Consider the following 22294-nt stretch of genomic DNA (forward strand, 5'->3'; position numbering starts at 1 on the left):
GAGCTGACGCACCGGGCAGATTTGCGATTTTTTCAATTTGTCCGGAATCATGTCGGATTGACCTCCCGACCATGGTTCACGCAGATTTTTGGGGCGGAAAGGGCCTCCATGTCCAGAACCAGACGACGCCACATCATCAAACAAAGACGGACAATCACAGGCCTTGCGCTTGTCGCGGCAATTTCCTTTGTCGCCGGCATGACGGATGCGATCGGCCTGCTTCTCTCCGGCGACTTCGTGTCGTTCATGACCGGCAACACCACGCGCGCCGCGCTTTCCTTCGCGGACGGCAACTATTCCCATGCGATCATCCTCTTCTGCGCGCTTTGGGTCTTCATCGCCGGCAATGCATTCGGTATCGTGCTGGCGCATACCGTCTCGGCCCGCCGCACTTTCGTCGTGCTCTCGGGCGTCGCAATCATCCTGGCTGCCGCGTCGGTGCTGCCCGAGACAAGTTTCCCGCGGCTGCAATTCTATCTGGTCGTGCTTTCCATGGGCATGATCAACGCGACGGTAGAACATATCGAAGGATTGCCGATCGGTCTCACCTATGTCACCGGGGCGCTTTCCCGCTTCGGCCGGGGCATTGGCCGATGGCTCGTCGGCGACCGCAACCCCGCCGGCTGGCTCATTCAGACGGTGCCCTGGACGGGCATGGCCTGCGGCGCAGTGACGGGCGCCCTGCTGACGAAATATGTCGGCAACCACGCACTCTGGATCGTCGCCATGCTGACCGTGGCGATCGCCCTGACAACGGTGCTCATGCCCCGCCCCCTGCATCTCCATTTTCACCAGCAGCCGATGGTGCCGGCCAGACGCCGCTCTTGACGGGAGAGCCGGCCGGCCGCCATAAATGTGCCGATGTTCCTGATTTCCAAGTTCTTCTGGCTGGCGGCGCAGCCCTTGTCGATCGCCTTCGGCCTGGCTGCGCTTGCAACCCTGCTGGTCTTCGCCGGCCGGCCAAGGCTCGCGGGCACACTCTCGCTTCTAGCAGCCCTCGTGCTGTTCGTCACGCTCTACACGACGACCGGCACCGCTGCGCTACAGGTCCTGGAGGCGCGGTTTCCGAAACCCCGGCAGGAGCCTGCCGATCTTACCTGCATGATCGTGCTCGGCGGCGCGCTTGAGACCGAGGTGACGACCAGCCGCGGCGGCATGGAATTCAACCAGGCTGCCGATCGCTTTGTCGAGACCTTGCGGCTCGCCTTGCACCATCCGCAGGCGCGCATCCTGATTTCCGGCGGCGACGGCTCCATCAGCGGTGTCTATGAGGGGGAGGCAGAAGCTTCGGAACGGTTCTTCTCCGCTTTCGGCATCCCGGCCGACCGACTCGTGAAGGAGAATACGTCCCGGACAACCTATGAGAACACGGTCAACACCGCCGGACTCCTGAAGAGCCGGGGGCTCGAAAACTGCCTGTTGATCACGTCGGCCTATCACATGCCCCGTTCGGTCGGCCTGTTCCGCAAGGCCGGAATTCAGGTCGTGCCCTGGCCGGTGGATTATCGGACGAGCGGCATTGCCGGCCTGTCGCTGGATTTCACCCAGCCTTCGCTCAACGCGCAGCTCACCACCACCGCCGCACGGGAATGGATGAGCCTGACGGCCTATTATCTGACCGGACGCATCGGCGACGTGTTTCCGCAGTGATCACTTCTTGGAGATCGTGACGAAGCGACCGCCGCGCACGCGCACGCGCATCTCGCAGGGCACCGCATCGGTGCGGTCGCAGAAGCGCGGATGCATATTCAGCAAAAACACCATGTTGCCGAAATATTTGACGAAGTCATAGCTGTAGATTTGTGCCGTGGCGATCATGAAATAACCGCCCTCCCTGGCTTGCAGATAGAAGTTATAGGGGCAGCCATCGCTGTTGCAGCCCGGTCCTCTTTTTCCGTCGCAGACCAGTTTGCTGTGGTCGGAGACCAGATCGATGATCCCATCGTTGTTGATGTCGAACCGTTTGATGAAGTCCGGTTCGAACTGCGCCATCTTGCACTCGCTCCGGAAGTGATCCTTCTCGTAGATCTCCGGATCGCTGATGAGCTGCTGCTGCGCGAAGGCAAGGGTCGGCACCAGGATCAGCACAACAACCCGGACCCATACGATCAGGAACCTTTTCACGGGATCACCTCCGCAAATTCATCTGTTCACGGCGTATGCGCACCGGTGACGGGTGCGATCGCCGGTGATTATGCTAAGGAGGAGCACTTGCGCGACGCTGACCACACGGGCCGCAACGCTGGGGGATTTGCATGTCCTTGCTGATGATTCTCGACTATGCCGGGATCGCGCTTTTCGCAGCGACAGGCGCACTTGCCGCCTCGCGAAAAGAGCTCGATCTGATCGGCTTCCTGTTCTTTGCGGCCGTTACCGGGCTTGGAGGCGGCACGCTGCGGGACATCATCCTCGACCGCATGCCGGTCTTCTGGGTTCTCGACCCGACTTATATCCTGATATGCGTGATTGTGGGCGCTTTTCTGTTCAGCACGGCGCACCGGGTGGAATGGCGCTATCGTCTGCTGATCTGGCTCGACGCGATCGGGCTTGCCGCCTACAGCGTGCTGGGAGCGGCAAAGGGGCTCGCCGCCACAGGCTCGCCAACGATCGCAATCGTCGCCGGCACATTGACCGCCACCTTCGGCGGCATCCTGCGTGACCTGCTTGCCAACGAACCTTCCGTCCTGCTTCGGCCGGAAATCTACATCACCGCTGCACTTGCCGGCGCCGGCGGCTTTACCGCCGCTGACGCATTTGGCCTGCCTCTTTATGCCAGCTCCGGCCTCGGCGTGGCCATCGCCTTCGCGCTGCGCGGCGGCGCCATCCATTACGGTTGGACCTTGCCGCGTTACAAGCCCCGGCCCGGCCGGCCTCCGGACGAAGCAATCAAAGGGAAAAAGATGAAGTAACCCGTATCAGGACTTCTTTTCGCGCAGGCGGATGATCACATCCACATGAGCAACTTCCATGCCTTCCGGCGCTTCGGGGAGATTGCCGATTTCCAGATTGCTGACCGGAATATCGAGCACCTCGTTGCGGCCTTCCACGAAGAAGTGATGATGATCGGAGATATTGGTGTCGAAGTAAGTCTTGGTGCTTTCGACCGCGAGTACGCGAATAAGACCGGCCTCGGTGAACTGATGCAGCGTGTTGTAGACGGTTGCCAGCGAGACGAGAACGCCGGCCGCAGCCGCTTCCTCGTGCAGTTCCTCGACTGTCAGATGACGGTCGCCTTTGGCGAATAACAGATCGGCAAGCGCGACGCGCTGTCGCGTCGGACGCAGGCCGCAATGGCGCAGTCTCGTCTCGATATCGATCGTGGCTTCTGCCATATTGCCTGTCAGCTCCCACCGTTCACGCGCATGTCAGGTATCTTGACTTTCGCATATAACTTTTGCGGCCAGCACTTTCAATAGTTTCCGGAGGATACTGGCCGGGAGATCGGCAAAAACGCGCAAATTCCCTCACAAGCCTCTGGTTTGCGCCCATAGCTTCCTATATGCGAACCTGAACGACGAATGTTCCCGCACTTGGCTATCCCCAGGGCGAAGTGAAAGGTCATCGTCACGCTTCAATTTGGACCGATCTTGCAATAGTGGTTCTGAAACAGAAGGTTCAACGGGGGAAACGGAAATTTATGGCAACCAGACAGTCCAGCTTCTCTTACGAAGAAATCCTCACCTGCGCCCATGGCCAGATGTTCGGCCCGGGCAACGCGCAGCTTCCGCTGCCGCCCATGCTGATGTTCCACCGCATCACCGAGATATCGGAAACCGGCGGCCCCAACGACAAGGGTTTCATCCGTGCTGAGTTCGACATAACGCCGGATCTCTGGTTCTTCCCCTGCCATTTCGAAGGCGACCCCGTCATGCCGGGCTGCCTCGGGCTCGACGCCATGTGGCAGTTGACCGGCTTTTATCTTGGCTGGCTCGGCGAGCCCGGGAAGGGGCGCGCCATATCCACTGGAGAAGTGAAGTTCACCGGCATGGTTACTCCCTCAACCAAGTTGGTGGAATATGGCATCGACTTCAAACGCGTCATGCGCGGCCGTCTCGTGCTCGGAATTGCCGACGGCTGGATGAAGGCGGACGGCGAGGTGATCTACCGCGCCAGCGATCTGAGGGTCGGCCTGTTCCAGGAAAAGGCGGCCTGACACCGGCCTCGCGCCGAAGGCAGAACAGAGAGAAAAGGTTTTGATGAGATGAGACGGGTAGTTGTCACGGGTCTCGGTATCGTATCCTCGATCGGGAGCGATGCCGCCGAAGTCACCGAATCGTTGCGCCAGGCGAAATCCGGCATTTCATTCTCCCCCGATTTTGCCGAGCATGGCTTCAAGTGCCAGGTCTGGGGCAAGCCGACACTTGATCCGACTGACCTCGTCGATCGCCGCGCCATGCGTTTCCTCTCCCAGGGAGGCGCCTGGAACCATGTGGCCATGAAACAGGCGATCGCCGATTCCGGCCTGGAAGACAAGGATGTCGGCGGGAATGAACGCACCGGCATCATCATGGGATCGGGTGGCCCGTCCACCCGGACGCTGATCGAGGCGGCCGAAATCACCATCAAGAACAACAGCCCCAAGCGCATCGGTCCCTTTGCCGTGCCGAAGGCCATGTCCTCGACGGCATCCGCCACGCTTGCCACCTGGTTCAAGATTCACGGCGTGAACTATTCGATCTCGTCCGCCTGCTCCACCTCGGCGCACTGCATCGGCAATGCGGCGGAGATGATCCAATGGGGCAAGCAGGACGTGATGTTCGCCGGCGGCCACGAAGATCTCGACTGGACCATGTCGAACCTGTTCGACGCCATGGGCGCCATGACGACCAAGTTCAACAACCGGCCGGAAAGCGCCTCGCGCGCCTATGATGTCGACCGCGACGGTTTCGTCATCGCCGGTGGCGCGGGCGTGCTGGTCCTGGAAGAGCTGGAACACGCGAAGGCCCGCGGGGCGAAGATCTACGCCGAGCTTGTCGGCTACGGTGCAACCTCGGACGGTTACGACATGGTCGCGCCGTCGGGAGAAGGTGCGGTGCGGTGCATGCGGCAGGCGCTTGCGACCGTGAAGGGCGACGTGGACTATATCAACACCCACGGCACCTCGACGCCGGTCGGCGATAGCAAGGAGATCGGCGCGATCCGCGAAGTCTTCGGCGACAAGATCCCTCATGTCCAGTCGACCAAGTCGCTCACCGGGCATTCGCTCGGCGCCGCCGGCGCGCAGGAATCGATCTACAGCCTTCTGATGATGCAGGAAGGCTTCATCGGCGAAAGCGCCCATATCGAAAACCTGGATCCGGAATTCGAGGGCGTGCCGATCGTGCGCAAGCGCATCGATAATGCCAAAATCGACATTGCTCTTTCCAATTCATTCGGGTTCGGCGGCACCAACGCCACGCTCGTCTTCCAGCGCTATAATGGATAATTCCATGACGGGAATCATGCAGGGGAAACGCGGCTTGATCATGGGGGTCGCCAACAATCACTCGATCGCCTGGGGGATATCCAAGGCGGTTGCCGCACAGGGCGCGGAACTCGCCTTCACATACCAGGGCGAAGCTCTCGGCAAGCGCGTGAAGCCGCTTGCAGCCGAACTCAGCTCTGATTTCGTCGTCCCGTGCGATGTCGAGGATATCGCTTCGGTCGATGCCACCTTCGCGGCGATCAAGGAGCGCTGGGGCACGCTGGATTTCCTCGTCCACGCCATCGGCTTTTCCGACAAGAACGAGCTCAAGGGTCTTTACGCCGACACGACGCGTGAAAACTTCAGCCGTACCATGATCATTTCCTGCTTCTCGTTCACCGAAGTCGCCAAGCGTGCCGCAGAATTGATGCCGAATGGCGGCTCGATGCTGACGCTGACCTATAACGGGTCCCAGCGCGTCATCCCGAACTACAATGTCATGGGCGTCGCCAAGGCGGCTCTCGAAGCATCGGTTCGCTATCTTGCTGCCGATTACGGCCCGCGCGACATCCGCGTCAACACGATCTCGGCCGGCCCTGTCCGGACGCTGGCGGGTGCCGGCATTTCCGATGCGCGCGCCATCTATTCCTGGAACCAGCAGAACGCCCCGCTGCGTCGCACCGCGACCATCGAGGATATCGGTGGCTCAGCCCTCTATCTTCTGTCCGACCTCTCGCGCGGCGTTACCGGCGAAGTCCACTACGTCGACGCCGGCTACAGCATCACGTCGCTTCCGACGCTCGACAAACTGCGCAAGGCAGATGCGGAATAGGACTTTCGGATTTTCGGACTATCAATAAAAAGACCCTGCCGGCATCGGCAGGGTCTTTTTTGCGTTTATTTCTTCGCCCAGAGAACCTTGAAGCGGGCGTTGCGGCAGGTTTCGCCATGCTCGCGGAATTCCGAAGCGAGAACCGGTTCATAGGGCAGGCCGCGATTGGCGACCAGCATCAGCCGGCCGCCAAGCTTCAGCGCAGATGCGGCGCTACGAATCATCGCCTTGCCGAGCTCCGGATCGGCCGCCTGCGCTTCATGGAACGGCGGATTCATGACGACAAGGTCGTATTTCTCCTTCACCGGCTCGCCGCCGAGATCCTGCCAATAGAAGCGGGCGTTAAGCTTCGGGCAGTTGCGCGCGAGGTTGAGCTTGGCGAATTCCAGCGCCCTGTGATCAGCCTCGTAGAGATCGATGCGGTTCAGGCGCGGCGATCTCTCCGCCAGCATCACGGAGAGATAGCCCCAGCCGGCGCCGAAATCGGCGGCATTGCCGTCGAAATCCGTCGGCAAGCGACCGGCCAGCAGTTCCGAGCCTGGATCGACACGATCGTGGGAGAACATGCCGGGTGCCGCCTCAAAGCGATCCTCGACCGTCACCGGCATCTTCTTCAGGGCCGTGATCGCCGCATCGGCATTCTGCGGACGGACAAGCCAGATCGCGACACCATGGTATTTCGGCGTGTAGTCGATCTGCAGCCCGAGCTTCAGGAGCGTATTGCGAAGCGGCTGGATGCCATCCTCCTTGCCGCCGGCAATGACGATGACGCCGCTTGGCTTCACGCGTTGCAGGGCTTCTGCCACGCGATCCTCGTTTTCGCTGCGATGCTTGCCACAAAGTACCAGCGCCCCGTCATAATTCTCGCCCTCCGGCTCCGGAACCGCGCCTTCTCCCAAGGCCCGGAAGAGCGGCCGGAACGGCTGCACGGCGGTGATTTGGGCGCCAAACTCCTCCGGCAGGGCACTGCCGGCTTCCGCGCCGAGAAAAATCACGCGCGTGCCCTCGCCCGGCATGGGCACGGCTTCGGTTGCGAAGGGATGAAACAGGGTCTTCAAGGCGTCGCGGCTCATGTCGGCTCTCTCGGCAATTCCCGGATATCGGATACAGAAAAGGCGCGGAAGAACTTCCGCGCCTCGATTTTTTCCTGAGCGGAAGGAAGCTTACTCGGCGGCTTCGCCGTCAGCCTTCTTTTCCTTCTTCTCCTGCGGGAGTTCCTGACCGGTCGCCTGGTCGACAACCTTCATCGACAGACGAACCTTACCACGTTCGTCGAAGCCCATCAGCTTGACCCAGACCTTGTCGCCTTCCTTGACGACATCGGTCGTCTTGGCGACCCGATCAACGGCGAGCTGCGAGATATGAACGAGGCCGTCGCGGGCGCCGAAGAAGTTCACGAAAGCACCGAAATCGGCGGTCTTGACGACCGTGCCCTCGTAGATCTGGCCGACCTCCGGTTCAGCGACGATCGAATGGATCCACTTGCGGGCAGCTTCGATCTCCTTGGCGGAGGAAGAGGCGATCTTGACGGTGCCGTCGTCCTCGATGTTGATCTTGGCGCCGGTCTTTTCGACGATCTCGCGGATGACCTTGCCACCCGAACCGATGACTTCGCGGATCTTGTCGACCGGGATGTTCATCACTTCGATGCGCGGCGCGAACTCGCCGAGCTGGCCGCGGCTTTCGGTGATGGCCTTGGCCATTTCGCCGAGGATATGCTTGCGACCGCCCTGGGCCTGATTGAGGGCGACCTTCATGATCTCTTCGGTGATGCCGGCGATCTTGATGTCCATCTGGAGCGAGGTGATGCCGTTTTCCGTTCCGGCGACCTTGAAGTCCATGTCGCCTAGATGGTCTTCGTCACCCAGGATGTCAGAAAGAACCGCGAAACGGTCGCCTTCGAGTATGAGGCCCATAGCGATACCGGCAACCGGCTTGGCGAGCGGAACGCCGGCGTCCATCAGTGCGAGCGAGGTGCCGCAGACGGTCGCCATCGAGGACGAGCCGTTGGACTCGGTGATCTCGGAGACAACACGCAGCGTGTAGGGGAACTGCTCGGGCGTCGGCAGCATCGGATGGATGGCGCGCCACGCAAGCTTGCCATGGCCGATTTCACGGCGGCCCGGAGAACCCATGCGGCCCGTTTCGCCGACCGAATAGGGCGGGAAGTTGTAATGGAGCATGAACTGCTCCTTGTACATGCCCGTCAGGCTGTCGACATACTGCTCGTCTTCGCCGGTCCCGAGGGTCGCGACGACGATCGCCTGCGTCTCGCCGCGGGTGAAGAGAGCGGACCCATGGGTACGCGGCAGGAGGCCGACTTCGGCGACGATCGGGCGAACCGTCTCGAGATCGCGGCCATCGATGCGGCTCTTGGTATCGAGAATGTTCCAGCGGACGATCTTGGCCTGCAGGTGCTTGAAGATCGCGCCAACCTCTTCAGCCGTGTACTTCAGTTCCGCAGTGCCTTCGGGCAGGAAATGAGCCTTGACCTTCGCCTTGACGGCATCAACGGCGGCATAGCGGTCGGCCTTCTGGGTGATCTTGTAGGCTTCGCGCAGTTCGGCCTCGAAGTGCTGCAGCATTTCGGCTTCGAGTTCGGAATAGTCCTCCGGCTGGAAGTCGCGGGGTTCCTTGGCGGCAACTTCGGCGAGTTTGATGATCGCGTCGATGACCGGCTGGAAACCACGATGGCCGAACATGACGGCCCCGAGCATGACTTCTTCGTTCAGTTCCTTGGCTTCCGATTCGACCATCAGAACGGCATCGGACGTGCCGGCGACGACAAGGTCGAGGCTCGACTCGTCCATCTCATCGAGATGCGGGTTCAGAACGTATTCACCGTTGATGTAACCGACGCGGGCGCCGCCGATCGGGCCCATGAACGGGATGCCGGAAAGCGTCAGGGCCGCGGAGGTCGCCACCATGGACAGTACGTCCGGGTTGTTTTCGAGGTCGTGCTGAACGACGGTTACTACGACCTGCGTATCGTTCTTGTAGCCTTCCGGGAAGAGCGGGCGGATCGGGCGGTCGATCAGGCGGGAAACCAGGGTTTCATTCTCGCTCGGACGGCCTTCACGCTTGAAATAGCCGCCCGGAATCTTGCCGGCGGCGTAGGTCTTTTCCTGATAGTTGACGGTGAGCGGGAAGAAATCCTGGCCCGGCTTCGGTGCCTTGGCGGAAACGACGGTCGCGAGAACCACGGTCTCGCCATAGGTCGCGAGGACTGCGCCGTCAGCCTGGCGGGCGATCTTGCCCGTTTCCAGCTTCAGCGGGCGGCCTGCCCATTCGATTTCGACAGAGTGAGTATTGAACATGTCTTGTCCTTCAATGCGGAAACATGCGCATCGCAACATCCGGCGCAGCGCATGATCAACCGCAATCAATGTGACGCATCATGGGCAAGACAACGGGAGGCTTTACAGCGACAGTTTCCCTTTTGGAGAAACTTGGCCAAAGCCACTGTGGGCTTCGGCCGAAAGCATCCGGCAATCCTGCCCCATGACAGGTCAACGGTTGGTTGGCAGATCCGGCCCATCCGGGTCCGCCGTCGCCTCGTACCGCGTCAATCTGGTGCGCGGCTTGAGTATTTCATCGGGCAGAGCCCGAAAAGACAACCGGCGGGCACTGTTTCCAGGCCCGCCGGAGGATTTCTTAGCGGCGAATACCCAGGCTGCCGATCAGCTTGGTGTAGCGCGCTTCGTCCTTCTTCTTGAGGTAGTCAAGAAGCGAGCGACGGCTCGAAACCAGCGTCAGAAGACCGCGGCGGGAATGGTTGTCCTTCTTGTGGTCCTTGAAGTGTTCGGTCAGATTGTTGATGCGCTCCGTGAGGATCGCGACCTGTACTTCCGGGGAACCGGTGTCGCCCTCGGAGGTCGCGTATTCCTTGATAAGCTCAGCCTTGCGCTCGGCAGTGATCGACATCGGACGATCCTTTCTATTGAAGAGGAATTAGGGACGCCAAAAGCCGGGATGTCGTCCAGCCTTGGCCGTGAAAAGCAAAAGGACCGCTTGGAGCGCCCTTCATGCTGGCGGTGCCTATAAACCATTCATGTCTGGATTGGAAGAGCCGATGTTTTCGCTCACCCAAACACCCGCTTCGGGCGGAATTCACCCTGGCCGATCTCGCCGATGGCAATCAGTTTTCCGCGCGCCGTTGCATAGGCCTCGGTCTCAGCCACCGGAGCGTCGCGTCCCCGCAGAATCACAGGATTGCCCATCTTCAGCCGATGCGCCTGATCGTCGGTCACCGACAAGTGTGGCAGATTGGAGAGCGCCTCAGCCGTATCAATGAGGAATTCGTCGAGCGCAGCGAGCCGCTCGTCACGGTCCTCGATCTGTTCAAGCGCCACGAGATCGGCGAGCGGCACCATGCGGTCCTCGGCGAACGGCGCCACAAAGGTACGGCGAAGCTCGGATATATGGCCGTAGCAGCCGAGCTCACGGCCAAAGTCACGAGCCAGCGCCCGAACGTAGGTGCCCTTGCCGCATTCCACTTCGAAATGCGCCTTGTCGGCCGCAACGCCAAGCAGCGTCAGGCGAAAGATCTCCACCTCGCGGGAAGGGATTTCCACAGTCTCACCATCGCGGGCAAGATCATAGGCGCGTTCGCCGGCGATCTTGATCGCCGAAAACTGCGGGGGAATTTGCGTAATCAGGCCGGTATATTTCGGCAGGAGACCGCGGATCGCCTGCTCCGTCGGACGCGTGTCGGATGTGGCGGTCACTTCGCCTTCCAGATCGTCGGTCGAACGCTCTTCACCCCAGGTCACGGCAAATTCATAGATCTTGCGTCCGTCCATGACATAGGGAACGGTCTTGGTCGCATCGCCGAGCGCGATCGGCAGCATGCCGGAGGCAAGCGGATCGAGCGTGCCGGCATGGCCCGCTTTCTGGGCGTTGAACAGCCACTTGATCTTGGAAACGGCTTCGGTCGAGCCGAAATCCACCGGCTTGTCGAGGATCAGCCAGCCGGAAACCGGCCGGCCCTTGGGTTTACGTGGTTTGGACATGCTTTCTCTTGGCTATTTCTTGTCTTCGGCGTCACCGTCAAGGTCCCGCTGGACCTCGGGTGAACGGAGCAGATCATCGATCTTCTTGTAATTGTCGAAGCTTGTATCGTCGCGGAAGCGCACTTCCGGCATGTATTTCATCTGCCGGAGCTGGCCGCCCAACCGGCCACGGATGAATTTCGCATGACGGTTGAGGGCATCGATAACGGCCGCATGGTCGGGCAGGCCAAGGGGTGTCACATAGGCTGTGGCGATCTTCAGGTCCGGCGACATGCGCACTTCGGAGACGGAGATCACCGTCCTTTCGATCAGGTCGTCGCGCACTTCGCCGCGCTGCAGGACCTGGGTTATGGCGGCGCGGACCTGTTCGCCAACGCGAAGCATGCGCTGGGAGGGCGCCGAGGATGTGGCTTTGGTCATCTTGTTTCTCTTTATAGAACGCTGCCGGGGTTCGTCCCGACCGAGCGCTACCTCAAGCAAGGCGGTCCAAATGACCGAGACGCGGCCAAAGGTCAAGGCTCGAACTGCAGTTTATCATAATACGGAACGCGATCCGACAGGGGCTTAATGCGGTTTTCGATACATGGCGGATCGCGCAGGTCCAACTGGTCGAAACCTGCTGCCTGATGGATCTCGCCTCAGAACAGCGCGTCCTCGATATCCTCGTCGGACAGGAGCGCGGCGACGGCCGGCGCCTCCACCGGCGGCGCGGTGCCGAGCACTTCGGCATGCACCTCGCGCTCCGCGACCATGGTATAGAGACGGGCGATGCGGCTGCCGAGATCGGCCAGGGGCCTTTCGATTCCCGGTAGACCGACCACGTCCTCCTTAAGCGCGAGGTCATCGGCACAGGCACGCAGCACCTCGCCAAGTTCGGCATTGAAGTTCAGGCGTGACAGCGAGGCATCCATCTCTCCGACCGCCGTCCTGCTCTGTTCGCCGAGCGCGGACATCTGCTCATCCATGCGGTCGCCGACGGCGCGGATGTTTTCGAGCGCGTTCTCCAGGCGCTGATCGAGGGAGCTTTCGCCTTCCTCGCCCTGAACGTCGTTCAGCTTGTTGGAGGCGGCTTCCAGCGTCTGAAGTTCGGCAAGGATCTTCTCGGCCGTCTCGTCGAGCTGCGCTGCGAAATTGCGCAATTCGGCGGTCACGACATTGATAGCCTTGCCTTCCTCGCCAATCTTGCCGCAGCGGAGGTTGGTGTTGAGCGCCATATAGTGGATGTCGGTACGCACCGCCCTGACAACACCGATACCATCCAGAAGTTCACGCACGATGCCACCAATCGAGTGGCTGAGCTCACCGGCTTCCCGGGCGACACTCTCGATTTCCTGCACGGTACCGCGGGCGGTTGCCACGCCGTTTTCGAGTTCGCGGATCGCGTTGTCGTTTCCACCGCTGTCGGAATCCGTCATCGTCTTGCGCAAAGCCTCTATTTCCGACAGGTCGGAACGAAAGCTTGCAACGGTGGCGACGATTTTCGCCGTATCGCGATCGAAGTCGGAAATCGAATGATCAAGCTGCAGCGACACGAGTTTGCGGATGATCAGTGACAGGCTCTCGCGCTGTTCGGTCCGCAGTACCGCTCCTTCGGGCGACTCCAGATATTCCGAAAGAATCTTGAAGCTGGACTGACAATGCTCGATGCGCTGGCGGGTGATATCGCCGACCTGCATGGCCGAAAGCGTGGCAGCGAGCTTCGTCTGGATACCGCCGGCAACGGCGCGCACCCTGGCGGCGCGCTCGACAAGCAACTTGCGGTGCTGACCGATCTCCGCTGCACCATTCGACAATCCGGCGACGATTTGCGGTATCTTCTCGTCATATCTCGCAAGGATCGCCTTTCCCTTGGCCATCACCGGGCCGAGGCCGTGACCGAGCGTGCCGAGCTTGCTGGCGAGATCGTTGACCTGTCGCGTACCCTCCTGGATCCGTTCCAGAATCTCTTCCGCAAAACCGGAAAAATCGGCGATGCCGGCACCGGTGATCTTGGCGGTCACGGCAAAGGTGCGCAGATAGCGCAGCGTCTCCTGCATTTCCTCGATCTCAGGTTCGAGCTTACGCTCGGCGCAGGCGATTTCCTGGAAACCAGCCTGGCGAGCGGCCTCGAGTTCGGTCAGATGCGACAGCCGGTCCACCGTACTCTTCAGCTCGGCCATCGTGGCATTTGCCGTTCCTTCATCCAGCGAACCGGTCAACTGGTCCAGAGAGGCGATCAGCTTGTTCAGCACATCAAGGATTGCCAGAAGCGCAGCACCGCCGTCCAGAAAGCGCTCTTCTATCCGCGAGCGCGCCGTTTCCATCCGGTCGGCAAAATGCAGGACGCCTGCCATGTCTTCTGCGACGTTTAAAATGGATGCCCTGACAGCCACTCTGCCTCACCTTTCAGGCCCCGCAGGGACCTCACCTTTCGCAATAACGACGAATGATCCGACTGGATTGTTTTGGAACAGCTCCGCACCAGCAAATCGTGGCACGGTTCCGTTCTGTGCGGGACTGACCTAGAGGCTGAGGGGTTAATTCCAGCAAAACGCGCCTTTGGTTTTGCGACTTGTGGTTAATTTTTCAATCAAAGACGCGATGCAAAATGCAACTTATTATAATTGCGTCGTGAGAAATCACCACAGCCGCTTAAGACCTCATTAACGATGCAAGTCCACAGTTTCGCGGGTATTTCAGCCGCTGCGGAATTATATTGAGGTCAGATGTCTACTCCCGATTTTAAAGAAGACCCATTTCAACTGCCGCAGAACTTAACAGTTCGCACGATCAGTGCCGTCAGGCAGGAAATACTCCAGCTGATCGACAAGAATAAATCCACCACCATCGAGATCACGGATGACTGTCAGGTCGACATCAGTTTTATTCAGCTGATGGAAGCTGCGCGCATCTATGCCGGTTCGGCCGGAAAACACATCGCGCTCACCCGGCCTGCCAGTGGTCCGGTGCTGGATATCCTGAAACGAGGCGGCGTTCTCGAAGGAATGTCCGACGACGACGCGAAATTCTGGCTTCATCAAAGGGGAACTCAATGACCGCCAGCATCCTCACAGTCGATGATTCCGCCAGCATCCGCCTGACGACGCGCGTCGCCCTCAGCAATGCCGGATACCAGGTCACCGAAGCCGTAGACGGTATGGACGGCATCGCCAAGCTCAATGCGGGCCAGTTCGATCTCATCGTCACCGATCTCAACATGCCGAACATGGACGGGCTCACGATGATTCGCGAGCTGCGCAAGATGCCGGCACATATGGGCGTCCCGGTGATCTTCCTGACAACGGAGTCCGACAGCGACCTGAAGCAGCAGGCAAAAGCCGCCGGCGCCACCGGCTGGCTCACCAAGCCGTTCGATCCGGAAAGCCTGGCCAAGATCGTCCGGAAGGTGCTTGGCAAATGAGCTTTCCCGATCCTATCGCGGTTTTCAGAACGGAAGCAGCCGAGCTTCTGGAACAGATTGAGGCCGGACTTCTCGATCTCAACGTAAACCTCGGCGATAAGGACCAGGTGGATGCGGTCTTTCGCGGCCTCCACACCTTGAAGGGCTCGGGAGCCATGTTCGGCTTCGATGCGCTCGCCGCTTTCACCCATCATTGCGAAACGGCCTTCGACCGCGTCCGCAAGGGTGAGGTGCCGGCAACGCAGGAACTGGTCACTGCAGTCCTCGAAGCCAAAGACCATATGCGCGCCCTGATCGAGACGCCAGCGGGCGACCATGAGGCAGCGAGCGAGGTGCTTCTCGCCAATCTGCGCGCTGCCGTCGAAGGCGCCAAGAACCCGGGCGCGGCACAGACAGCTGGAACCGTACCGGCCAAAACCCTCTTCAAAATCCGCTTCAGCCTTCCGCAGAATGCGATGGCGAACGGCACCAATCCCCTGCCGCTTCTCGACGAGCTGCGGGAACTCGGCGAGTGCAAAATCGTTGCCGACCGCTCGGCGATCCCATCGCTCGATCTCCTTACGCCGACCGACCTACATATTTCCTGGGATGTGGAACTCCTGACCGCTCAGCCGCGCTCGGCGATCGAGGATGTCTTCATCTTCGTGATGGACGAGATGCAGCTTGACATCACCGCCGTCGAGGCTACAGCGCCCGCCGCAAGGGCATCGGTCAAATCGGAAGCCGCTCCCTCGCCGCAGCCGGTTGCCGCCACACAGGATATGGCAGCTGCGGCGCGCGCGCCAACGCCGGCGTCCGCCCTCACCGCTCCCGCCGACACGAAGCCGAACAAGGCATCCGAAAACGTCCGGGTACCGGCCGAAAAGCTCGACGAGCTGATGGACCGGGTCGGCGAACTCGTCATCGCCCAGTCCCGACTCAGCCAGCTTGCGGGCGGCAGCGGCGACCTGCAGCTGCGCGCCGTCTCCGAAGACGTCGAGCGCCTTTCCGGCGAGTTGCGCGACACCATGATGGTGCTGCGCATGGTTCCTGTGGCGCACCTGTTCAGCCGCTTCCGCCGGCTGGTGCATGACCTCGCGCACGAGACGGGCAAGACGATCGAACTCATCACCGAAGGCGAAAGCACGGAAGTCGACAAGAGCGTCATCGAGCGCCTTGCCGACCCGCTGGTGCATCTGGTGCGCAATTCCTGCGACCACGGCCTTGAAACACCGGAAGAGCGCCGTGCGGCCGGCAAACCGGAAGCGGGCCGCATCCTGCTTTCCGCCCGCCAGCAGGCCGGCGAGGTCATCATCACCATCAAGGACGATGGCCGCGGCATCAACAAGGATCGCGTCCGTGCCAAGGCGGAAGCTTCCGGCCTCATTCCATCCGGCGCCAGCCTCACCGATAACGAACTCTACCAGCTCATCTTCCAGCCCGGCTTCTCGACGGCGCAGCAGGTTACCAACCTTTCGGGCCGCGGCGTCGGCATGGACGTGGTCAAGCGGACAATCGACGCGCTGCGGGGCACGATCAACGTCGCCAGCCATCCGGGCCAGGGTTCCGAAATCTCGCTCGCGATCCCGCTGACGCTTGCGATCATCGACGGCCTGCTCGTCCGGGTCGGCGCCGGCCGCTACGTCATCCCGCTGTCGGCGGTCGAGGAATGCCTGGAGCTTTCCATTGAGGAGGACATGCGCTCGCGCGGCCGCAGCTTCATCTCGCTGCGCGACAGCCTCGTCCCCTTCCTGAGGCTCCGTGACCTTTTCCGCACCGGCACAAAGCCGGATCCCTTCCAGAAGGTGGTCGTCATCTCGACCGGCGCCGAGCGGGTGGGACTGGTGGTCGACCAGATCATCGGCGACCATCAGACGGTCATCAAGGCCATGTCGAAACTGCACCATGATGTCGCGACCTTCTCGGGCGCCACTATTCTCGGTGACGGAGACGTGGCGCTGATCCTCGACGTCGGCCATCTCGTGGCCGAAGGCCAGCAACAGGAGGCGCATTTGCGCGCGGCAGGATGAACGAGGCAGTCAGAAAGATTTCCGAAGACCTTTGGGACGGCCGCGACGAGCTGGAAGTCCTGACATTCGACATCGCCGGCGAGATGTTCGCGCTGGAAGCCTTCATCGTGCAGGAAATCCTCGATCTCCTGCCGGAGACCGTCGTTCCGGGCGCCAAAGCCTTCGTCGGCAGTGTCATCAATTTCCGTGGCAAGGTCATTCCGCTCGCCGATATCCGGCTCGCATTCGGCATGGAAGCGACCAAGCCAACCATCGACAGCCGGATCATCGTCATCGAACTCGATATCGACGGGGAACCGGTGCTGGCAGGCATCCGCACCGACAAGGTGCACGAAGTGACGACCCTCCTGCGTGCAGCGGGCGAGCCGCCGCCGAGCGTCGGCATGCGCTGGCGGCCGGACTTCATCGACTGCCTGGTCAAGCGGGGAACCGAATTCATCATCATCCCCAATCTTCAGGCGATTTTCTCTGCTCAACACGATCATCCTGCGGCTGTGGGCAGCCACAGCTAACGACCTTCACGAGGGATTTGAAATGCGCGCGACGATCAAATTGAAGCTGGCTTTAGCGTTCGGTTTCGTCATCATCATGCTACTGGCGACAGCCGCTTACGGTATCTTCAGCCTCAGCACTCTCAACGATACGCTTGAACAGGTCATCACGGGCCCGGCCGAACGCCTCAAGCTCGCGCAGACGCTCAACAACGAGCAGCTCCAGCAGATTCGCCAGCAGAAGAACCTGCTGATAGCGGAAAGCGCCAGCGAAATGCAGGACTACATTTCGAAGAGCGACGAGGCTCGCCGGGCCTTCGACCAGACTTTCAAGTCGGTTTTCGCTCTTGCGACCGAACAGGGCAAAGCGAACTGGGCGAAACTCGAAGGTTTTACCGCCGAGTTCCGAAAGCAGGATGATCGCATCCGCAGCCTGATGCTGGGCGGCGATGCCGCGGGCGCACTCAGGGTTTCGACCAACGAAGCCCGCACCGTCACCAACGACATCGATGCGCTGCTGACCCAGGTCGTCAATCTTGAGGAATCCCGGCTGAGTGAAGCGGACGAGCAGGCCGACGTCGACTATGGCCAGACCCGTACGATCATGATCTCGGTCGCCGGTATCGCTTTCGCCATCGCCGTCCTCGCGGCGATCTGGATCGCATTGTCGATCAACAAAGGCCTGCGCAATGCGGTGACCGCCGTACAGCGCATTGCCGAGGGGGATCTTACCAAATTTGCGACGATCACCAGCAAGGACGAGATCGGAGAACTGCTCGGTTACGTCAATACGATGATCGAACGCCTGCGCGGCGTAGTCGGCGATGCACTCACTGCAGCCGACAACGTTTCCTCCGGCAGTCAGGAACTTTCGGCGAGCTCCGAGCAGCTCTCGCAAGGTGCCACCGAACAGGCTTCTTCGGCCGAAGAGGCCTCCGCATCCATGGAACAGATGGCCGCCAACATCAAGCAGAACGCCGACAACGCCGCACAGACCGAAAAGATCGCCCGCCAGTCCTCCAGGGACGCCGAAGCTTCCGGCCAGGCCGTCAATCGTGCCGTCGGCGCCATGCGCACGATCGCCGAGAAGATCTCCATCGTGCAGGAAATTGCCCGCCAGACCGACCTTCTCGCGCTGAACGCCGCGGTCGAGGCTGCTCGCGCCGGCGAGCATGGCAAAGGTTTTGCAGTCGTCGCGTCCGAAGTGCGCAAGCTTGCGGAACGCAGTCAGGCCGCAGCAGCCGAGATCAGCGCTCTCTCCGGGGACACGGTTCAAGTTGCCACGGAAGCCGGCGAAATGTTGAACAGGCTGGTTCCGGATATCCAGAAGACGGCCGAGCTCGTCTCCGAAATCTCCGCGGCCTGCCGCGAGCAGGATATCGGCGCCTCACAGATCAACGAGGCGATCCAGCAGCTCGACAAGGTGACTCAGCAGAATGCCGGCGCGTCGGAGGAGATGTCGGCCACCTCGGAAGAGCTCGCCTCGCAGGCGGAGGAATTGCAGGCCTCGATCGCCTTCTTCAAGGTCGACCAGAATGGCGGCAACAAGCTGGCAAAGCGGGCTGCGGCTGCTGTTACCGCCTCGAAGCCGGCAACAAGGCCGGCGCACCGCCCGGCAACACCTCAGCTCCACAAGCCTGATCATTCGGTGCAAAGCCAGCAGGCCCGTGCCAAGGGCTTTGCCCTCGACATGTCGATGGGCGGCCCCGACGCGGACGACGAAAACTTCCGCGAAAGCGCCTGAGACCTTTAACAGAATTCACCCAGGGCCGCTCAAACGGCCCCGGGATGGCCAGGTGCATGTAGCGCATGGCTGTCCGACTGGCCCGGACGATCGCAGAAGAGTGAATGTATCGGTCTTCCTGCTTCGAACCGCTTTCCGGCAAGACGAAAGGAAAGCACGACTGATGCGTTCATTGCCTTTGGGGATAAGGTTATGCGATTTACGATCAAGCTCAAACTAGGACTGGCGTTCGGCTTTCTTGTCAGCATGCTGATCGGTACCGCCGGCTACGGACTCTACAGCCTGGGTACCGCCAATGAAGCCATGACCTACGTCACGGAGGTCGCGGCAACCCGGCTCGACAAAATCCAGCAAATGAACATCCTGTCGCTCAATCGCATCCGAGCGCAGAAGAATATGCTGCTGGCCACATCTCCGGCGGAAATCGAAAAGTTCTATACCGACGGCGATAAGCTGGAACAGGCATTCCTCGCATTGCTGGACGAACTCGCTTCGACCGCGACAGCCGATCAGAAGCAATTCTGGGACACGACACGCGCACTGGCATCAGCCAACCACGGCGCAAACGAAAAGGTCGATGCGGCCGTCAAAAGCGGCAACATGCAGCACGCGCTCGACCTCTCCTCCGGAGAAAGCCGCAAGGCGATCACTGAGCTTACCGCCCAGCTCGAGGAGGCGGTGCAGATCAACCGCGACCGGATGCAAAAATCGAGCGACGAGGCGGAAGCCAATTACTGGGCCACACGTTCGCTCATGATCGTGATTTCCGTTATCGCGGTCATCACGGCGGCGGCAACCGCCATCTGGATTGCGCTGAGCATCAATTCCGGCCTTCGCAAGATCATGGCCGTCGCAGAGGCGGTCTCCATCGGCGACCTCAACCAGAACGTCGAGATCAAGACGAATGACGAGATCAAGGACCTGGTCGACACGATCAACGTGATGACCGGCAACCTGCGCAACACCGCCAGCATTGCCGACCAGATCGCCAACGGTAACCTGACCGTCACGCCAAAGCCGCTGTCGGACAAGGACACCCTCGGCCTGGCGCTCGAAAGCATGGTGGAGCGTCTGCGCGGCGTCGTTGCCGATGCCCTCTCCGCGGCCAACAACGTCTCGTCGGGCAGCCAGGAGCTCTCAGCAAGTTCGGAGCAGCTTTCGCAGGGTGCCACCGAACAGGCTTCCTCAGCGGAAGAAGCCTCCGCTTCGATGGAGCAGATGGCGGCAAACATCAAGCAGAATGCCGACAACGCCGCGCAGACGGAAAAGATCGCGCGCCAGTCTTCCCGCGATGCGGAAACCTCGGGTGAGGCCGTCGGCCGCGCCGTTACGGCCATGCGCACGATCGCCGAAAAGATCTCCATCGTCCAGGAGATCGCCCGGCAAACCGACCTTCTCGCCCTGAATGCCGCCGTCGAGGCCGCTCGCGCGGGTGAACACGGCAAGGGTTTTGCGGTCGTCGCCTCCGAGGTTCGCAAGCTTGCCGAACGCTCTCAGGCCGCCGCAGCGGAGATAAGCTCCCTTTCCGGCGACACCGTACAGGTTGCGACGGAAGCCGGAGAGATGCTCAACAAGCTCGTTCCCGCGATCCAGAAGACAGCCGAGCTCGTTTCCGAGATTTCCGCCGCCTGCCGCGAGCAGGACGTGGGTGCCTCGCAGATCAACGAGGCGATCCAGCAGCTCGACAAGGTGACTCAGCAGAATGCCGGCGCATCCGAGGAGATGTCTTCGACCTCCGAGGAGCTCGCCGCTCAGGCCGAGGAGTTGCAGGCTTCGATCGCTTTCTTCAAGGTCGATAGAGCCGGTTCGCAGGAGCGGTCTTCATCTACCGGAAGAGTGCTCGCCGCCCAGCCTGTGGCGCGGCCCGCAACGAAGTCCTCCGCGTCCAGAGCCGCCGACCATTCGATTAAAGCGCAGCAGGCCCGAGCCAAGGGCTTTGCCCTCGACATGTCGGTCGGCGGTCCGGATGCGGATGACGATCATTTCAGGGAGAGCGCATGATGGCAGGCATATCCTCTGAAGCTCAATTCGTGACTTTTTCCCTTGGCGATGAGGTTTTCGCGGTCCCTGTCGAAGTGGTCCGCGAAATCCTCGACCACGAGGAACCGTTCAAGATCCCGCACGGTCCGGAATATCTTCTGGGTCTACGCGATGTGCGCGGCCAGGGAGTGCCGGTGATCGACCTGCGCCTGCGGCTCGGCATGTCGAAGACCGTCAAGACACCGCATACACGTATCCTGGTGCTCGATGTGCCCGTCGCCGAGCGCATGCTCGCTCTCGGACTTGTGGCAGACCGGGTTTTCGAGGTTGTGCCGTTCCGCAACGACCAGGTCGAGACCGCCCCGGATATCGGCGTGCGCTGGCGCTCCGATTACATCGCCGGCGTCGTCAGGCGGGATAGCGGTTTTGTCGTCATCATCGACCTCGCGCGGCTGTTCTCCGATTCCGGATCGGTTCTCGCCGATGTCGGACCACAGGCTCAGGTGGCCTAGGCGATAGGAAAGCCCGGTGGCTGGCAAGAATGCATACGGAGATGCTCGGGTGAACATGATGGTGAGGAGTCAGCCGCTCGATGACCGGCTGAGCAAGCGCAATTTCGAGCTTCTATCGAAATACATATACAATTACAGCGGCATAAAGATGCCGCAGACGAAGATGACCATGCTGGAAGGGCGGCTTCGCCGTCGTCTGCGCGTCACCGGCTTGCCGACCTTCGACAGCTATTGCGATTATCTCTTCAAACATGGCGGTATCGAAGCCGAAGCAATCTTCCTCATTGACGCCGTCACGACCAACAAGACCGACTTCTTCCGTGAGCCGAAGCATTTCGACTACATGATGCAGAGAGCGCTTCCGGATATTTTGCAGACCTTTGGCGAACGGCGCATCCGCACCTGGAGTTCTGCATGCTCAACCGGTGCCGAACCTTATACGATAGCCATGGTGATGTCCGATTTTCTCGCCGCGAATGCCCCGGAGCGGGATTATTTCGTGCTCGCCACGGACCTCTCCACCGACGTGCTGCAGAGGGCCCAGCGCGGAATTTATCAGAACGATCTTCTTCAGCCGGTTCCGGCGGCGATGATGCAGAAATACGTGATGCAGCCCTCCGACAACCGGCGGCAGGAAATGCGCATCAGCCCGAAACTGCGCTCGCGCGTCGGCTTTGCCCGGCTGAACCTCATGGATCAGGCGTATCCGGTCGGCGATCCGATGCACATCATCTTCTGCCGCAACGTGCTGATCTACTTCGACAAGCCAACCCAGAACCACGTGCTGACGCGGCTCTGCAACAACCTCCTCCCCGGGGGCTACCTGTTCATCGGCCACTCGGAAACCGTTACCGGTTTCGATCTGCCGATCAGGCAGGTGGCAAACACCGTCTTCAAGCGGATATGATAT

General features: G+C 60.7%; 22 protein-coding genes. 14 read left to right on the forward strand and 8 right to left on the reverse strand.

Annotated features, from left to right (window positions below; all coding sequences use genetic code 11):
- The first annotated feature begins 108 nt into the window (after positions 1 to 108).
- On the forward strand, positions 109 to 828 hold the full coding sequence (locus J2046_RS06925) for a YoaK family protein (protein ID WP_210050482.1): 720 nt from the start codon (positions 109 to 111) through the stop codon (positions 826 to 828).
- 33 nt (positions 829 to 861) lie between these two features.
- On the forward strand, positions 862 to 1650 hold the full coding sequence (locus tag J2046_RS06930; RefSeq protein ID WP_210050483.1) for a YdcF family protein: 789 nt from the start codon (positions 862 to 864) through the stop codon (positions 1648 to 1650).
- Here the strand turns inward: J2046_RS06930 and J2046_RS06935 are convergent, their stop codons facing one another.
- Entirely contained in the window at positions 1651 to 2124 is a 474-nt protein-coding gene (locus J2046_RS06935; RefSeq protein WP_210050485.1) for a hypothetical protein, read from the reverse strand.
- A gap of 131 nt (positions 2125 to 2255) precedes the next feature.
- Here J2046_RS06935 and J2046_RS06940 point away from each other — a divergent pair, with 131 nt between their 5' ends.
- Entirely contained in the window at positions 2256 to 2909 is a 654-nt protein-coding gene (locus tag J2046_RS06940; protein WP_210050487.1) for a trimeric intracellular cation channel family protein, read from the forward strand.
- A gap of 6 nt (positions 2910 to 2915) precedes the next feature.
- On the opposite strand, the gene irrA is transcribed toward J2046_RS06940, so the two are convergent.
- A complete protein-coding gene (gene irrA, locus J2046_RS06945) occupies positions 2916 to 3332 on the reverse strand; it encodes an iron response transcriptional regulator IrrA (protein ID WP_210050488.1) in 417 nt (138 codons plus the stop codon).
- A 305-nt stretch (positions 3333 to 3637) separates the two neighbouring features.
- On the opposite strand from irrA, the gene fabA reads away from it, so the two are divergent.
- Genes fabA through fabI form a run of 3 tightly spaced genes read left to right on the forward strand, consistent with a single transcriptional unit; the run spans position 3638 to position 6236 of the window.
- Positions 3638 to 4153, forward strand: coding sequence for a 3-hydroxyacyl-[acyl-carrier-protein] dehydratase FabA (gene fabA, locus J2046_RS06950; protein WP_037151814.1), 516 nt, complete (start codon positions 3638 to 3640; stop codon positions 4151 to 4153).
- A 48-nt stretch (positions 4154 to 4201) separates the two neighbouring features.
- Complete coding sequence (fabB, locus tag J2046_RS06955) at positions 4202 to 5425, forward strand: beta-ketoacyl-ACP synthase I (RefSeq protein WP_210050490.1); 1224 nt, start codon at positions 4202 to 4204, stop codon at positions 5423 to 5425.
- A 4-nt stretch (positions 5426 to 5429) separates the two neighbouring features.
- Positions 5430 to 6236: an enoyl-ACP reductase FabI gene (gene fabI, locus J2046_RS06960; protein ID WP_210050491.1), complete on the forward strand. Its 807-nt coding sequence runs from the start codon at positions 5430 to 5432 to the stop codon at positions 6234 to 6236.
- Between the two features lie 65 nt (positions 6237 to 6301).
- On the opposite strand, the gene J2046_RS06965 is transcribed toward fabI, so the two are convergent.
- The 6 genes from J2046_RS06965 to J2046_RS06990 all read right to left on the reverse strand — a co-directional run bounded on the left by J2046_RS06965 (position 6302) and on the right by J2046_RS06990 (position 13620).
- The gene (locus tag J2046_RS06965; protein ID WP_210050492.1) at positions 6302 to 7309 is read right to left on the reverse strand and encodes a class I SAM-dependent methyltransferase; all 1008 of its coding nucleotides are present in this window, start codon (positions 7307 to 7309) and stop codon (positions 6302 to 6304) included.
- Between the two features lie 90 nt (positions 7310 to 7399).
- Positions 7400 to 9553, reverse strand: a complete 2154-nt coding sequence (pnp, locus tag J2046_RS06970; RefSeq protein WP_210050493.1) for a polyribonucleotide nucleotidyltransferase — start codon at positions 9551 to 9553, stop codon at positions 7400 to 7402.
- Positions 9554 to 9890: 337 nt separating this feature from the next.
- Positions 9891 to 10160, reverse strand: coding sequence for a 30S ribosomal protein S15 (gene rpsO / locus J2046_RS06975; RefSeq protein WP_037151827.1), 270 nt, complete (start codon positions 10158 to 10160; stop codon positions 9891 to 9893).
- Positions 10161 to 10318: 158 nt separating this feature from the next.
- Positions 10319 to 11248, reverse strand: a complete 930-nt coding sequence (gene truB / locus J2046_RS06980; protein WP_210050494.1) for a tRNA pseudouridine(55) synthase TruB — start codon at positions 11246 to 11248, stop codon at positions 10319 to 10321.
- A 12-nt stretch (positions 11249 to 11260) separates the two neighbouring features.
- Complete coding sequence (gene rbfA, locus J2046_RS06985) at positions 11261 to 11668, reverse strand: 30S ribosome-binding factor RbfA (protein WP_210050495.1); 408 nt, start codon at positions 11666 to 11668, stop codon at positions 11261 to 11263.
- 218 nt (positions 11669 to 11886) lie between these two features.
- Entirely contained in the window at positions 11887 to 13620 is a 1734-nt protein-coding gene (locus J2046_RS06990; RefSeq protein ID WP_210050496.1) for a type VII secretion target, read from the reverse strand.
- 333 nt (positions 13621 to 13953) lie between these two features.
- Here J2046_RS06990 and J2046_RS06995 point away from each other — a divergent pair, with 333 nt between their 5' ends.
- The 8 genes from J2046_RS06995 to J2046_RS07030 all read left to right on the forward strand — a co-directional run bounded on the left by J2046_RS06995 (position 13954) and on the right by J2046_RS07030 (position 22291).
- Positions 13954 to 14283, forward strand: coding sequence for an STAS domain-containing protein (locus tag J2046_RS06995; protein ID WP_210050497.1), 330 nt, complete (start codon positions 13954 to 13956; stop codon positions 14281 to 14283).
- Positions 14280 to 14648 carry a response regulator gene (locus J2046_RS07000; protein ID WP_210050498.1) on the forward strand — a complete coding sequence of 123 codons (369 nt, stop codon included), beginning with the start codon at positions 14280 to 14282 and terminating at the stop codon, positions 14646 to 14648. Before J2046_RS06995 ends, J2046_RS07000 begins: the two co-directional genes overlap by 4 nt.
- Positions 14645 to 16657, forward strand: coding sequence for a chemotaxis protein CheA (locus J2046_RS07005; RefSeq protein WP_210050499.1), 2013 nt, complete (start codon positions 14645 to 14647; stop codon positions 16655 to 16657). Before J2046_RS07000 ends, J2046_RS07005 begins: the two co-directional genes overlap by 4 nt.
- Positions 16654 to 17169, forward strand: a complete 516-nt coding sequence (locus tag J2046_RS07010; protein ID WP_210050501.1) for a chemotaxis protein CheW — start codon at positions 16654 to 16656, stop codon at positions 17167 to 17169. Before J2046_RS07005 ends, J2046_RS07010 begins: the two co-directional genes overlap by 4 nt.
- Positions 17170 to 17191: 22 nt before the next feature.
- Positions 17192 to 18892: a methyl-accepting chemotaxis protein gene (locus tag J2046_RS07015; RefSeq protein ID WP_210050503.1), complete on the forward strand. Its 1701-nt coding sequence runs from the start codon at positions 17192 to 17194 to the stop codon at positions 18890 to 18892.
- A gap of 192 nt (positions 18893 to 19084) precedes the next feature.
- A complete protein-coding gene (locus J2046_RS07020) occupies positions 19085 to 20893 on the forward strand; it encodes a methyl-accepting chemotaxis protein (RefSeq protein WP_210050504.1) in 1809 nt (602 codons plus the stop codon).
- The gene (locus tag J2046_RS07025) at positions 20893 to 21384 is read left to right on the forward strand and encodes a chemotaxis protein CheW (RefSeq protein WP_210050505.1); all 492 of its coding nucleotides are present in this window, start codon (positions 20893 to 20895) and stop codon (positions 21382 to 21384) included. The genes J2046_RS07020 and J2046_RS07025 overlap by 1 nt, the downstream gene beginning before the upstream one ends.
- Positions 21385 to 21439: 55 nt before the next feature.
- On the forward strand, positions 21440 to 22291 hold the full coding sequence (locus tag J2046_RS07030) for a CheR family methyltransferase (protein WP_210050859.1): 852 nt from the start codon (positions 21440 to 21442) through the stop codon (positions 22289 to 22291).
- The last annotated feature ends 3 nt before the right edge of the window (positions 22292 to 22294 follow it).

Origin of the sequence: Neorhizobium petrolearium (assembly GCF_017873175.1) — a bacterium.
Classification (GTDB): Bacteria; Pseudomonadota; Alphaproteobacteria; order Rhizobiales; family Rhizobiaceae; genus Neorhizobium; species Neorhizobium petrolearium.

Excerpts from the sequence above, each read along its gene's own strand:
- fabB (WP_210050490.1), top strand. The coding sequence starts at position 4,202 with ATGAGACGGGTAGTTGTCACGGGTCTCGGTATCGTATCCTCGATCGGG.
- J2046_RS07020 (WP_210050504.1), top strand. The coding sequence starts at position 19,085 with ATGCGATTTACGATCAAGCTCAAACTAGGACTGGCGTTCGGCTTTCTT.
- fabA (WP_037151814.1), top strand. The coding sequence starts at position 3,638 with ATGGCAACCAGACAGTCCAGCTTCTCTTACGAAGAAATCCTCACCTGC.
- J2046_RS06930 (WP_210050483.1), top strand. The coding sequence starts at position 862 with ATGTTCCTGATTTCCAAGTTCTTCTGGCTGGCGGCGCAGCCCTTGTCG.
- J2046_RS07000 (WP_210050498.1), top strand. The coding sequence starts at position 14,280 with ATGACCGCCAGCATCCTCACAGTCGATGATTCCGCCAGCATCCGCCTG.
- J2046_RS07030 (WP_210050859.1), top strand. The coding sequence starts at position 21,440 with ATGATGGTGAGGAGTCAGCCGCTCGATGACCGGCTGAGCAAGCGCAAT.
- truB (WP_210050494.1), bottom strand. The coding sequence starts at position 11,248 with ATGTCCAAACCACGTAAACCCAAGGGCCGGCCGGTTTCCGGCTGGCTG.
- J2046_RS06995 (WP_210050497.1), top strand. The coding sequence starts at position 13,954 with ATGTCTACTCCCGATTTTAAAGAAGACCCATTTCAACTGCCGCAGAAC.
- J2046_RS07010 (WP_210050501.1), top strand. The coding sequence starts at position 16,654 with ATGAACGAGGCAGTCAGAAAGATTTCCGAAGACCTTTGGGACGGCCGC.
- J2046_RS07015 (WP_210050503.1), top strand. The coding sequence starts at position 17,192 with ATGCGCGCGACGATCAAATTGAAGCTGGCTTTAGCGTTCGGTTTCGTC.
- J2046_RS07025 (WP_210050505.1), top strand. The coding sequence starts at position 20,893 with ATGGCAGGCATATCCTCTGAAGCTCAATTCGTGACTTTTTCCCTTGGC.
- fabI (WP_210050491.1), top strand. The coding sequence starts at position 5,430 with ATGACGGGAATCATGCAGGGGAAACGCGGCTTGATCATGGGGGTCGCC.
- J2046_RS07005 (WP_210050499.1), top strand. The coding sequence starts at position 14,645 with ATGAGCTTTCCCGATCCTATCGCGGTTTTCAGAACGGAAGCAGCCGAG.
- J2046_RS06925 (WP_210050482.1), top strand. The coding sequence starts at position 109 with ATGTCCAGAACCAGACGACGCCACATCATCAAACAAAGACGGACAATC.
- irrA (WP_210050488.1), bottom strand. The coding sequence starts at position 3,332 with ATGGCAGAAGCCACGATCGATATCGAGACGAGACTGCGCCATTGCGGC.
- rbfA (WP_210050495.1), bottom strand. The coding sequence starts at position 11,668 with ATGACCAAAGCCACATCCTCGGCGCCCTCCCAGCGCATGCTTCGCGTT.
- J2046_RS06965 (WP_210050492.1), bottom strand. The coding sequence starts at position 7,309 with ATGAGCCGCGACGCCTTGAAGACCCTGTTTCATCCCTTCGCAACCGAA.
- pnp (WP_210050493.1), bottom strand. The coding sequence starts at position 9,553 with ATGTTCAATACTCACTCTGTCGAAATCGAATGGGCAGGCCGCCCGCTG.
- rpsO (WP_037151827.1), bottom strand. The coding sequence starts at position 10,160 with ATGTCGATCACTGCCGAGCGCAAGGCTGAGCTTATCAAGGAATACGCG.
- J2046_RS06940 (WP_210050487.1), top strand. The coding sequence starts at position 2,256 with ATGTCCTTGCTGATGATTCTCGACTATGCCGGGATCGCGCTTTTCGCA.